12 protein-coding genes, 2 pseudogenes and 1 riboswitch are annotated in these 11,465 nt (G+C 73.1%); of the genes and pseudogenes, 3 read left to right on the forward strand and 11 right to left on the reverse strand.

Annotated elements, in window-relative coordinates:
* A pseudogene (locus ABD879_RS30060) lies at window positions 1-310 on the reverse strand (hypothetical protein); the annotation flags it as partial.
* Between the two features lie 5 nt (window positions 311-315).
* Window positions 316-1,227, reverse strand: coding sequence for an AAA family ATPase (locus ABD879_RS30065; RefSeq protein ID WP_345025103.1), 912 nt, complete (start codon window positions 1,225-1,227; stop codon window positions 316-318).
* Between the two features lie 155 nt (window positions 1,228-1,382).
* On the opposite strand from ABD879_RS30065, the gene ABD879_RS30070 reads away from it, so the two are divergent.
* The 3 genes from ABD879_RS30070 (at window position 1,383) to ABD879_RS30080 (ending at window position 4,776) form a co-directional block, all read left to right on the forward strand.
* A complete protein-coding gene (locus tag ABD879_RS30070) occupies window positions 1,383-2,678 on the forward strand; it encodes a sulfite oxidase (RefSeq protein ID WP_345025104.1) in 1,296 nt (431 codons plus the stop codon).
* A 63-nt stretch (window positions 2,679-2,741) separates the two neighbouring features.
* Window positions 2,742-4,142 carry a selenium-binding protein SBP56-related protein gene (locus tag ABD879_RS30075; RefSeq protein WP_345025106.1) on the forward strand — a complete coding sequence of 467 codons (1,401 nt, stop codon included), beginning with the start codon at window positions 2,742-2,744 and terminating at the stop codon, window positions 4,140-4,142.
* A gap of 7 nt (window positions 4,143-4,149) precedes the next feature.
* The gene (locus tag ABD879_RS30080) at window positions 4,150-4,776 is read left to right on the forward strand and encodes a hypothetical protein (protein WP_345025108.1); all 627 of its coding nucleotides are present in this window, start codon (window positions 4,150-4,152) and stop codon (window positions 4,774-4,776) included.
* A gap of 6 nt (window positions 4,777-4,782) precedes the next feature.
* Here ABD879_RS30080 and ABD879_RS30085 read toward each other — a convergent pair whose 3' ends face one another.
* The 9 genes and pseudogenes from ABD879_RS30085 to ABD879_RS30125 all read right to left on the reverse strand — a co-directional run.
* Window positions 4,783-5,394: a Uma2 family endonuclease gene (locus tag ABD879_RS30085; protein ID WP_345025110.1), complete on the reverse strand. Its 612-nt coding sequence runs from the start codon at window positions 5,392-5,394 to the stop codon at window positions 4,783-4,785.
* A 156-nt stretch (window positions 5,395-5,550) separates the two neighbouring features.
* Window positions 5,551-6,000, reverse strand: a complete 450-nt coding sequence (locus tag ABD879_RS30090) for a PH domain-containing protein (protein WP_345025112.1) — start codon at window positions 5,998-6,000, stop codon at window positions 5,551-5,553.
* Window positions 5,990-6,865, reverse strand: coding sequence for an ATP phosphoribosyltransferase (gene hisG / locus ABD879_RS30095; RefSeq protein WP_345025113.1), 876 nt, complete (start codon window positions 6,863-6,865; stop codon window positions 5,990-5,992). The genes ABD879_RS30090 and hisG overlap by 11 nt, the downstream gene beginning before the upstream one ends.
* Before the next feature lie 45 nt (window positions 6,866-6,910).
* Complete coding sequence (ribH, locus tag ABD879_RS30100) at window positions 6,911-7,423, reverse strand: 6,7-dimethyl-8-ribityllumazine synthase (RefSeq protein WP_345025114.1); 513 nt, start codon at window positions 7,421-7,423, stop codon at window positions 6,911-6,913.
* On the reverse strand, window positions 7,420-8,733 hold the full coding sequence (locus ABD879_RS30105; protein ID WP_425549669.1) for a bifunctional 3,4-dihydroxy-2-butanone-4-phosphate synthase/GTP cyclohydrolase II: 1,314 nt from the start codon (window positions 8,731-8,733) through the stop codon (window positions 7,420-7,422). Before ABD879_RS30105 ends, ribH begins: the two co-directional genes overlap by 4 nt.
* Window positions 8,730-9,365 (reverse strand): nicotinamide mononucleotide transporter family protein, encoded by a 636-nt coding sequence (locus ABD879_RS30110; protein WP_345025116.1) that lies wholly within the window; start codon window positions 9,363-9,365, stop codon window positions 8,730-8,732. The genes ABD879_RS30105 and ABD879_RS30110 overlap by 4 nt, the downstream gene beginning before the upstream one ends.
* Window positions 9,362-9,961, reverse strand: coding sequence for a riboflavin synthase (locus tag ABD879_RS30115; protein ID WP_345025118.1), 600 nt, complete (start codon window positions 9,959-9,961; stop codon window positions 9,362-9,364). The genes ABD879_RS30110 and ABD879_RS30115 overlap by 4 nt, the downstream gene beginning before the upstream one ends.
* A gap of 99 nt (window positions 9,962-10,060) precedes the next feature.
* Window positions 10,061-10,191, reverse strand: a riboswitch (FMN riboswitch).
* Window positions 10,192-10,427: 236 nt separating this feature from the next.
* Complete coding sequence (gene rpe / locus ABD879_RS30120; RefSeq protein WP_345025119.1) at window positions 10,428-11,102, reverse strand: ribulose-phosphate 3-epimerase; 675 nt, start codon at window positions 11,100-11,102, stop codon at window positions 10,428-10,430.
* 12 nt (window positions 11,103-11,114) lie between these two features.
* Window positions 11,115-11,465, reverse strand: a pseudogene (locus ABD879_RS30125) (hypothetical protein); the annotation flags it as partial.

Here is an 11,465-nt window from a genome sequence, read left to right on the forward strand (position 1 = left end):
CCCGTGGCGCGGCGGCGGGCTCGGCGGCGGCGAAGCGCACCGCCACCGGAGGCGGCGGGCGGCGCCCGGGGCGGGCCGTCCGCCCGGAGAAGTAGGCGGCGAAGCAGCGGTCGTAGCGGGGCAGGTCGTCGGGGTCGGAGCACAGCGTCAGCCGCCCCGCCCAGTACACGTCGGCGGGGTCGAGGACGTCGAGGTGGTCGAGCGCGGCGAGCATGGCGTGGACGCGTTCGGGGTCGGCGCCGACGCCCGCGGCGCGCAGCGTGCGCGCGAACCCGACGATCGTGTCGGTGACGTCCCGCGTCGCGCCCATCGCCGTCACGTCCTCCCGGGCGGGCCGCCGCCGACCAGGGCGGCCAGGCCGTGGCCGCGCACGCGCTCCTGGTCCTCGCGGTACTTCAGGACGGTGCCGAGCGTCACCGCCGCCGCGTCGGGGTCCAGGTCGCGGACGCCGAGCGCGACGAGCGCCTCGGCCCAGTCCAGGGTCTCCGCGACGCCGGGCGGTTTGAGCAGGTCCTGGGCGCGCAGCCGCTGGGCCGCGGCGGCGACCTGCCCGGCCAGCCGCTCGGACGCGGCGGGCAGCCGGCGCCGGATGATCGCCACCTCCCGGTCGTAGGAGGGGTGCTCCAGCCAGTGGTACAGGCAGCGGCGCTTGAGCGCGTCGTGCACCTCGCGGGTGCGGTTGGAGGTGACCACCACGACCGGGGGCCGTTCGGCGCGGATGGTGCCGAGTTCGGGCACCGAGATGGTGAAGTCGCTCAGCACCTCCAGCAGGAACGCCTCGAACTCGTCGTCGGCCCGGTCGATCTCGTCGACCAGCAGCACGCTGGGCACGGTCTCCAGGGCGCGCAGCAGCGGCCGGGCGACGAGGAAGCGCCGGTCGTACAGTTCGCCTTCCAGCCGGGCGACGTCGGTGACCCCGGCGGCCTCGGCGGCCCGCAGGTGCAGCAGCTGGCGGGGGAAGTCCCAGTCGTAGAGGGCCTGGGCGGCGTCCAGCCCCTCGTAGCACTGCAGCCGGATCAGCGGCGCGTCCAGCACCGCGGCGAGCGTCTTGGCCAGCTCGGTCTTGCCGACCCCGGCCTCGCCCTCCAGGAACAGCGGCCGCCGCATCCGCAGCGCCAGGAAGCAGGCGGTGGCCAGGCCCTCGTCGCACAGGTAGCCGTGCCGGTCCAGCAGGTCGGCCAGCTCGGCGGGCGATCGGGTCTCGGCGGCGGCCGCGGGCTCCCACACGCTGCCAGGCTACTCATCGGACGCCCGTCTCTCACCGGCAGTTGTCGCCGATTCAACGCCATGGCGTTTCTTGGTCAATCAAGTAGGGAAAGTTGACTTTCGGCCGCCGGTTCAGCAGCATCGCCGGTATGGACCTTGACGGTACGCAGCCGGACATGAGCGGGGCGGATCTGACGGACGAGGCCGCCTACGAGCGGGTGCGGGCGGCGCAGTGGCGGGAACGGTTCGCCGGAGGGCTCTCCCGCCGGGCGGTGTTCCGCATCGGCGCGGGAGCGGCGGGCCTCGGGCTGGGCGCGGCCCTGCCCGCGCCGTCCGCCGCCCTGGCGCAGGCGGCGGCCGTGCCCGCGGGGGCCTCCGCCGGGCCCATCGTCAAGCCGCTGCCTCCCGAGCTGTTCATCGTCCACGGCTCCAACGCCGAGATGCGCTGGGAGGCGATGCGCGGGCAGGGCCTGCTCACCCCCGCCGACCGCTTCTTCGTCCGCAACCACGTGTCCACACCGCTGATCGACGCGCGCACCTGGCGGCTGAAGCTGTGGGGCACCGGGCTGCACGGCTCCCCCACCGAGGACCGCCCCGTGGAGTTCACCTACGAGGACCTGCTCGGCATGCGGTCGGAGACGCTGACCGCGTCCGTCGAGTGCACGGGCAACGGGCGCGGCTTCTTCACCTCCCAGCAGGGGCAGCAGGTGTCCGGCACCCCCTGGAAGCTGGGCGCCGTCGGCGTGGCGCGCTGGCGGGGCGTCCCGCTGGCCACCGTCCTGGAACGTGCCGGGCTGACCCGCCGCGCCGTGGACGTCCTCCCCCGCGGCCTGGACCCCGACTACACCGACGGGGGCGAGAACCTCGGCCGCGTCCGCCGCCCCCTGCCCGTCTCCAAGGCCCTCAAGGACGTGCTGCTGGCCTACGAGATGAACGGCAAGCCCCTGCCGCCCGACCACGGCTTCCCGGTGCGGCTGGTCGTCCCGTCCTGGGTGGGCATCGCCTCCATCAAGTGGCTGGGCGACATCCAGGTCGCCGACCACCCCCTGTTCTCCCCCTGGAACACCCGCTACTACCGGCTGTTCGGGCCCGACTACCCCGAGGAGGGCAGCGCGCCCCTCACCCGCATGAACGTCAAGAGCGCGTTCGAGCTGGCCTGGGACGCCACCCTGAAGGGCGGCCGCACCCACGTGCTGCACGGCCGGTCCTGGTCGGGCAACGGACGCGTGCGCCGGGTGGAGGTCAGCCTGGACGGCGGCGCCACCTGGCGGGACGCCCGCCTGCACGGCCCCGCCCCGGCGCGCGCCTGGGTGCGGTGGGAGCTGCCCTGGCGCCCGCCCGGCCCCGGCCGCTACGAGCTGCTGGCGCGGGCCACCGACGAGACGGGCGCCGTCCAGCCCGCCACCGTCCCCTACAACACCCTCGGGTACCTCTTCGGAGCGGTGGTCCGCCACCCCGTGACGGTCACCTGACCGGCACCGTTGCAACGCGCCGCACCGAAGTGACCCCGAACCGACACCGGGTAGGAGCATGCCATGGCACTGTGGAAGCCGGATCCCACCTTCTACGCCTCGCCCAGGGAGGCCGTGAAAGCGCCCCCGGAGACGCTGGCCTACGTCGCCGCGTTCGACCGGGCCGCGGCCAAGCCCGACGCCATCGCCGTCCTGGACGTGGACCCCGCATCCGACTCCTACGGCTCGGTGGTCGGCTGGGCCGAACTGCCCAACCTCGGCGACGAGCTCCACCACTTCGGCTGGAACGCCTGCAGCAGCGCCCTGTGCCCCTACGCGCCGCACCCCCACGTCGAACGCCGCTACCTGATCGTTCCGGGGCTGCGCTCGTCGCGCATCTACGTCCTGGACACCAAGGACGACCCCAAGAAGCCCAGCATCGTCAAGACCGTGGAGCCGGAGGAGCTGGCCGCACGCGCCGGCTACTCGCGCCCCCACACCGTCCACTGCGGCCCCGAGGGCCTGTACGTGACCAACCTGGGCGGCGCCGACGGGGCGGACGGCCCCGGCGGCATCGCGCTGCTCGACCACACCTCGTTCGAGGTGCTCGGCCGCTGGGAGGTGGACCGCGGCCCGCAGCACCTGGCCTACGACGCCTGGTGGCACATCGCCCACGACGTGCTGATCACCTCCGAGTGGGGCACCCCGTCCATGGTGGAGGACGGCGTCGTCGGCGAGCTGCTGCTCGGCCGCAAGTACGGCCACGCCCTGCACTTCTTCGACCTGCGCAAGCGCACCCACGTGCAGACGGTCGACCTGGGCGACGAGCACCAGATGGTGCTGGAGCTGCGCCCCGCCCACGACCCGACCAGGCTGTACGGGTTCGCCGGGGTCGTGGTCAGCGTCGAGGACCTGTCGGCCTCGGTGTGGCTGTGGCACCGCGACGGCGACCGGTGGGCCGCCCGCAAGGTCATCACCATCCCCGCCGAACCGGCCGACGCCGCCGACCTCCCGCCGGTGATCAAGCCGTTCGGCGCCGTCCCGCCGCTGGTCACCGACATCGACCTGTCCGTCGACGACAAGTGGCTGTACGTGTCGTGCTGGGGCACCGGCGAGCTCAAGCGCTACGACGTCAGCGACCCGTTCCACCCCGTGGAGGCCGGCTCGGTGCGCATCGGCGGCATCGTCCGCCGCACCCCGCACCCCGCCGCCCCCGACCTGCCGCTGGCCGGGGGCCCGCAGATGGTGGAGGTCAGCCGCGACGGCCGCCGCGTCTACGTCACCAACTCCCTGTACGGGGCCTGGGACGACCAGTTCTACCCCGACGGCGTGGGCGCCTGGATGGCCAAGCTCGACTCCACCCCGGACGGCTTCGCGTTCGACGAGCGGTTCTTCCCGCACGGCGACGACTTCCGCGGCCTGCGCCCCCACCAGACGCGTCTGCAGGGCGGCGACGCGTCCTCCGACTCCTACTGCTACCCGTGACCCGTAGATGACCGAAGGCTCCCTGGCGGCGCTGGTGGCACTCGGCGCCTTTCACGGCCTCAACCCGGGGATGGGCTGGCTGTTCGCGGTCGCCCGCGGCCTGCAGGAACGCAGCCGCGCACGGCTGCTGCAGTCGCTGCCCGCCATCGCCGCCGGGCACGCCGCCTCCGTCGGCGCGGTCGCCGTGCTGGTCTCGCTCACCCGCTCGGTGACCACCACCCGGGTGGTCGCGATCGTGGGCGGGGCCGTGCTCGTCGGGTTCGGCCTGTGGCGCCTGCTGTCGCAGCGGCACTTCCGCTGGGTCGGCATGCGGCTGTCGCTGCGGCAGCTGGCGTGCTGGTCGTTCCTGATGTCCTCGGTGCACGGCGCGGGCCTGATGCTGCTGCCCGTGCTGACCGGCCTGCCCGCGCCCGGAGGCCACGACCACGGCCTGCACGGCGGCGGCGCCCTGTCGGCGGGGATCTTCGTGACCGGGGTGCACACCCTGGCCATGTTCGCCGTCGCGGGCGCCGTCGCCGTCGCCGTCTACGAGTTCCTCGGCCTGACCGTCCTGCGCCGCGCCTGGCTCAACCTCGACCAGATCTGGGCCCTGGCCCTGGTGGCCGCCGGCACCGCCACCCTGCTGACCGCCTGACGCCCGTCACCCGTTGCGGCGGGTCCAGACGTCGGTGAAGTCGATGTCGATGTCGAACGGCACCTTCAGGCGCAGCCGGTCATGGTGGATGCCGGTCAGGGCGTAGCCGCCGGACTCCAGATCGCGCTCGTAGACGTGCACGACGGTGCCCTCTTCATGCTGCTCCACCCGCCAGAAGTGCCGGATGCCGCCCGCCGCGTACTTGCGCGGCTTGGTGTCGCGGTCCCGGTCCTCGGAGTCGGGCGATACCGCCTCGATCGCCAGCACGACGTCCTCGGGGAAGTAGTGCGTGCTCGGGCTCGTCCGCGCATAGGCCTCGGCGGTGACGACCAGCACGTCGGGCTCGGGAACCTGGCGTTTGGCGAGTTTGACGGCCATCTCCCGTTCCGCGCGCAGCTCCGGGGGCGCTTGGCGGTCGAGTTCCTGGACGAGAAGGTTGATGACCCGGCTGTGCCATTTCTCTTGCGGGCTCACGAAGACGAGACTCCCGTCGATCAGCTCCGTGTGCCGGGGGAGGCCGCGCATCTTGAGGAAGTCGTCAGCGGTGAACCCCCCCGGCGGGGGGATCACCCATTGCGGCAGCGACAGCGTAGTCGCGTCGTCACTTTCCGCAGGCATCGCACTCACCCTCCCTAGTTAAGCTCAATTCCCTCGCCGCGCGCATCAGAACAGGGAGAGTCGAGCCTAGTCACCATGCGCACCCGAGGTCCCTGCGCGGCGCGGGCCGGGACGGTCCTGCGCGAAGCGGCCGCCGCGGCGCCGGGCGAGCGCGGGTCACTGCGGGTCGGGGGCCTCGGCGTGGGTCTTCAGCAGGGCCTGGAGCTGGGCGAAGTCGCGGGCGGCGCGCGCCTTCTCGGTGGCGTTGATGCCCATGGCGCCCAGGGTGGTGCCGTCGGCCAGGTCGAGGGTGGGCCACGGGTCGCCGGTGTTCATCGTCGCGTCCACCACCTCGGCCCAGGCCAGGCGGCGGGTGCGGAAGGCGTTGACCACGGTGAGGCCCGAGGCGTCGGCGACCACGCGGCAGCGGGCCAGCATGTGCAGGATCCAGGCCAGGGCCAGTCCGAACAGCACCAGCAGGACCCGGTCGATGAGCTTGAAGCTGGGGGCCACCACGATGGCGAGCACGACCATGCCGAGCACGATCACGCCCGCCATCGCGTAGGCCACGATCCGCGTGGTGCGCGGGCGCCACACCAGCGGGAGCGGCGGAACGTCAGTCGACAATCTTGGAGATCGGGATTTCGAGGATGTCACGGGCACCGGCCGCCTTGAGCGCCGGGATGAGGGTGTTGACGCCGCGCTTGGCGACCACGCTCTCCACCGCGTGCTGGTCGCCGCCCGCCAGCGGGGTGACCGTCGGCGCGGACATCGACGGCATGATGTCCAGCACCGCGGGCAGCCGGTCGTTGCTGACGTTCAGCTTCAGCAGCACGTTGCCGCGGGCCCGGATGGCGCCCTGCAGCAGCAGGGAGATGTCCTCCATGGCCGCCCGCTTGGCCTCGTCCTCGTAGGCCTCGCGGTTGGCGACCAGCTCGGTGTAGCTGGTCAGCAGGGTGTCCAGGATGCGCAGCCCGTTCTTGCGCAGCGACGAGCCGGTCTCGGTGAGGTCGACGATCGCGTCGACGATGTCGGGCACCTTGGCCTCGGTGGCGCCGTAGGACGGCACGACCGTCGCCTTGACGCCGTGCTTGTCGAGGTAGCGCCGGGTCAGCGCGGGGAACTCGGTGGAGATCCGCACGCCCTCGGGCAGGTCGGACACCCGCTGCCAGGGGGCGTCGTTGGGCACCGCGATGATCACGCGGACCGGGTTGGAGGTGGCCTTGGAGTACTGCAGCTGCCCCAGGCTCACCACGTCGGCGTCGGTCTCGGTGATCCAGTCGCGGCCGGTGATGCCGAGGTCGAACAGGCCCTGTTCCAGGTAGGTCGGGATCTCCTGCGGACGCAGCACCCGCACCCGGTCGATGCGCGGGTCGTCGATGGAGGCGCGGTAGTCGCGTTCGGAGGCGCGGCGGACGGTGAGGTCGGCCGCGTCGAACAGCTCCATGGTCGCCTTCTCCAGGGACCCCTTGGGCAGGACGAGAGACAGCACGTTGAAACCTTTCGAGAGGGATGTGGTCGACGGAACCGGGGACGTTCAGGAGCCAGGATGCTCCACGCCGTGCCCGGCGTGACCGTGATGCCGCAGCCCTCGCAGGGTCAGTGCCGTGTCGAGTGCGGCCACAGTCGCCTCCCATCCCTTGTCCTCGCGGCTGCCCGGCAGCCCGCTGCGGTCGAGTGCCTGCTCCATGGTGTCACACGTCAGGACGCCGTTGCCCACCGGTGTCGACTCGTCGAGCGCGACCCGCGTCACTCCGGCGGTGACCGAGTCGCACACGTAGTCGAAGTGGGCGGTCTCGCCGCGGATCACCGCGCCCAGGCACACCACGGCGTCCAGGTCGCGGGCGAGCCGCTGGGCGACCACCGGGATCTCCAGCGCCCCCGCGACGCGCGCCACGACGGGCTCGGCCACGCCGCACGCCTTGGCCGCGGCCAGCGCCCGCTCCAACAGGGTATCGGTGACCTGCGGGTGCCAGCGCGTGCACACCACGCCGAGGGTGAGGCCGCGCGCATCGACGACGGTGTCCTCGGGACGGCCCGTCCCGCTCATGAGACCTCCTCCTTCTCCGCCAGGCCCTCGATCAGGTGGCCGAGGCGGTCGCGCTTGGCCGCAAGGTAGCGGCGGTTGTGCTCGGTGACGGCGGCGGGCAGCCCCTCGCGGCCCAGGATCCGCAGGCCGAAGCCGTCCAGCCCGGCGAGCTTGCGCGGGTTGTTGGTGAGCACCCGGACCGACCGCACGCCCAGCTCGCGCAGCATGTGCGCGGCGTCGGAGTACTCGCGGGCGTCGGCCGGCAGGCCCAGCTCCAGGTTGGCGTCCACGGTGTCGGAGCCGCCGTCCTGCAGAGCATAGGCGCGCAGCTTGGCCAGCAGGCCGATGCCGCGGCCCTCGTGCCCGCGCAGGTAGAGGATCACACCGCGGCCCTCGGCGGCGATGCGCTCCATGGCCGCGTCCAGCTGGGCGCCGCAGTCGCAGCGCTCGGAGTGCAGCACGTCGCCGGTCAGGCACTCCGAGTGCGCCCGCACCAGCACGTCCTCGCCGTCGCCCAGGTCGCCGAGGACGAGCGCGACGTGCTCGCCGCCGTCGATCCGGCCGGCGAACCCGACGGCCCGCCACATCCCGAACCGGTTGGGCAGCCGGGTCTCCACGACGCGGGTGACGGTCGGCTCGCGGCGGCGCCGGTACTCGGCGAGCTGCTCGATGGAGATCAGCTTGAGCCCGTGCTCCTTGGCGAACACCTGCAGCTCGGGCAGCCGGGCCATGGTGCCGTCGTCGTTGACGACCTCGGCCAGCACGCCGACCGGCGGCAGGCCGGCCAGCCGGGCCAGGTCCACGGCGGCCTCGGTGTGGCCGCGGCGGCGCAGCACCCCGCCGGGCCGGTAGCGCAGCGGGAAGACGTGCCCCGGCTGGACGAGGTCGGCCGGGCCGGTGGCGGGATCGGCCAGCAGCCGGATGGTGTGCGCCCGGTCGGCGGCGGAGATGCCGGTGCCGACGCCGTCGCGGGCGTCCACGCTGACGGTGAACGCGGTGCGCATGGCCTCGTTGTTCTGGGCGGTCATCAGCGGGACGCCGAGCCGGTCCAGGTCCTCGCCGGGCATCGGCACGCAGATCACGCCGCTGGAGTGGCGGATGGTGAACGTCAGCAGCTCGGGGGTCGCCTTGGCGGCGGCGAAGATGATGTCGCCCTCGTTCTCGCGGTCCTCGTCGTCGACGACGACCACGGGCCGGCCCGCCGCGATGTCGGCGACGGCGGCCTCGATGTCGTCGAGGAGGCCCTCCCTGCCGAGCGCCGTCTCGGGCGCGGTGTCGGGCGCGGTGTCGGTCGTGCTGTCAGTCGCAGTGTCGGTCACGGTCTCGGTCAATTGGCCACCGCCTCGGGTCGGGGGGTATGCACGCTTCGCGCCTGCCAGATACGGCGCCAGTCGCGGTACCCGTTCAACACCAGCACCAGAAAGACGCCGTACACGGCGCCGCTCACCCACAGGCCGGACATCAGGGCCAGGGGCACGCCCACGAGATCGACCGCCAGCCAGATCCACCAGAAGTCGATCAGCGCGCGGCCCTGGGCGAAGGTCGCGGCCGCGCTGCCAACGAAGATGTAGGCGTCCGGCCAGGGGGCCCAGGACGCGTGGAAATGCTCCAGCAGCACCGCCACCGCGACCGTGCCGACCGCCATGGCGGCCAGCAGCGCGGCGCGTTCGCGGGCGGTGCCGGGACGGACGAGCAGGTCGCCGCCTCGGGCGCCGCGCGTCCACCTGTGCCAGCCGTACACCGCCAGCACGGCGAACATCACCTGCTTGAGCGCGTTGCCGGTGACATGGGCGCTGAGGGACGCGGCGAGCAGCAGCACCGAACCGGACAGCTGCACCGGCCAGGTCCACACGGTGCGCAGCGTCGCCAGCCAGACCGTGGCCAGGGCGCAGGCGTTGCCCGCCAGGTCGGTCCACAGCACCTTCTGCCCGGCGACGTGGAATCCGGCCTCGTACCAGCTCACGGGGCCACCCGGCTCCCGAGCATGCGCTCGACGTACTTGGCCACCACGTCCACCTCGAGGTTCACCGGGTCGCCGGGCCGCTTGAGCCCGAGCGTGGTGAGCTCGCGGGTGGTGGGGATGAGCGCGACGCTGAAGCGGTCCGCGCCCGCCTCGACCACGGTGAGGCTGACACCGTCGACGGTGATGGAGCCCTTGTCGACCACGTAGCGGGACAGCTCGGGGGGCAGGGAGAAGACGACCACGTCCCAGCGGTCGCCGGGCTCGCGGGAGATCAGGCGGCCGACGCCGTCGACGTGGCCCTGCACCAGGTGGCCGCCGAGCCGGTCGGACAGCCGCACGGGGCGTTCGAGGTTCACCTTGGCGCCGGGGCCGAGCTCGCCGAGGCTGGAGCGATCCAGCGTCTCCTTGACCGCGTCGGCGGTGAAGGCGCCGTCCCCGACCTCCACCACGGTCAGGCACACGCCGTTGACGGCGATCGACGCGCCGTGCACGGCGTCCTGCGTGACGAGCGGGCCGCGGATGGTGATGCGCGCCGAGTCTCCGGCGGGCTCCAGCGCGACGATCTCGCCGAGTTCCTCGACGATGCCGGTGAACATGTCCCGGGGCCTCCTCATGCGTTCGGCACGGGCTCCGGGACGTGCGTACGGTGTACGCGGCGCCCTGCCCCGGCCGCCGCGGCGGCGAAGCGGGACGCCCAGCGCGCTGCCTCCCATCCGGACTTTCACCGTCGGTCCCGGAGTTCCACCGGGTCAACCGGCCGATGGCTTCGGCCGGGTCGCGGACTGTCACCGCCGGTTCGGAGTTTCACCGACCCCGGAGCACGCGTTCATTGCTGCCAACCAGTGTGCCATGCCGGGCATTCCCGGCCGGATGTGAGACATTTCACGACCGAAAGTGGCCAACCAAGCGCTCGCTTGTTTTCTTGCCGACCAGGCCGTCCGCCGGGCGGGCCCCGTGCGCGACGCGCTGTTCGGGGCATTGCCGCCCGGCGGGCGAGTACGTTCGGCGCAGGTCGGTCGGCAGGTCGGTCGGCAGGTCGGTCGGCAGGTCGGTCGGCAGGGTTCAGTCGGCGGGCGTGGCGCGCTCGGCCTGCGCACGCAGTCGGCGCACGGCCTCGGCGGGGTCGTCGGCGCCGTACACGGCGCTGCCCGCCACGAACACGTCGGCGCCCGCCTCGGCGCACCGCTCGATCGTCTCGGCGCTGACGCCGCCGTCGACCTGCAGCCACACGTTGAGCTCCCGCCCCTTGATCATCCGCCGGGCGCGGCGGATCTTGGGCAGCACCACGTCCAGGAACTTCTGCCCGCCGAAGCCCGGCTCGACGGTCATCAGCAGCAGCATGTCGATCTCGCCGAGCAGGTCCTCGTACGGTTCGACCGGCGTGGCCGGGTTGATGCCGAGGCCGGCGCGGGCCCCGGCGGCGCGGATGGCGCGCAGGGTGCGGATCGGCGCCTTGGCCGCCTCGGCGTGGATGGTGACGCTGCCCGCCCCCGCCTCGGCGTACTGGGGCGCCCAGCGGTCCGGGTCCTCGATCATCAGATGGCAGTCCAGTGGCAGCGCGCTGTGCTTGAGCAGCGACTGCACCACCGGCAGCCCGAGGGTGAGGTTGGGGACGAAGTGGTTGTCCATCACGTCGACGTGCACCCAGTCGGCGGCGCCGGAGACGGCGGCCACCTCGTCGGCGAGCCGGGCGAAGTCGGCGGACAGGATGCTGGGAGAGATCTGCGGTGCGGCCATGATGGACCGAGTCTATTGCCGCACTTCGGCGCGCTCCTCACCCGCCCGGGTGACCGCGCGGGTGGGGTGCGCCGCCAGCCCGAGCCGCCAGAACGCCTCCGGCGCCCCGGCCGTCGCCCACAGCGCCAGCAGCGCCTGCCCGGCGAACGCCTGCACCGGCTGGGTGCCGAGGAACAGCCCGAGGGTGTAGAACGCCGACACGCCCGCCGCGCCGACCGGGACGCGCGCCAGCCGCCGCCACAGCCGCCCGGACGCGTCGTACCCGCCCCGGTGGGCCGTCCACGTCAGGCCCGCCAGCAGGCCGAACAGCCCGGCCGCCGCGCCCGCGCAGTCGCCCGCGGTGACCGGCTCGGCGCGGCCGCC

This window comes from Actinomadura keratinilytica, assembly GCF_039539665.1.
In the GTDB taxonomy this organism is placed as follows: Bacteria; Actinomycetota; Actinomycetes; order Streptosporangiales; family Streptosporangiaceae; genus Spirillospora; species Spirillospora keratinilytica.

Coding starts and splice junctions, on each gene's coding strand:
- ABD879_RS30070 (WP_345025104.1), top strand. CDS start 1,383: ATGAGCGGGGCGGATCTGACGGACGAGGCCGCCTACGAGCGGGTGCGG.
- ABD879_RS30075 (WP_345025106.1), top strand. CDS start 2,742: ATGGCACTGTGGAAGCCGGATCCCACCTTCTACGCCTCGCCCAGGGAG.
- ABD879_RS30080 (WP_345025108.1), top strand. CDS start 4,150: ATGACCGAAGGCTCCCTGGCGGCGCTGGTGGCACTCGGCGCCTTTCAC.
- ABD879_RS30085 (WP_345025110.1), bottom strand. CDS start 5,394: ATGCCTGCGGAAAGTGACGACGCGACTACGCTGTCGCTGCCGCAATGG.
- ribH (WP_345025114.1), bottom strand. CDS start 7,423: ATGAGCGGGACGGGCCGTCCCGAGGACACCGTCGTCGATGCGCGCGGC.
- ABD879_RS30115 (WP_345025118.1), bottom strand. CDS start 9,961: ATGTTCACCGGCATCGTCGAGGAACTCGGCGAGATCGTCGCGCTGGAG.
- rpe (WP_345025119.1), bottom strand. CDS start 11,102: ATGGCCGCACCGCAGATCTCTCCCAGCATCCTGTCCGCCGACTTCGCC.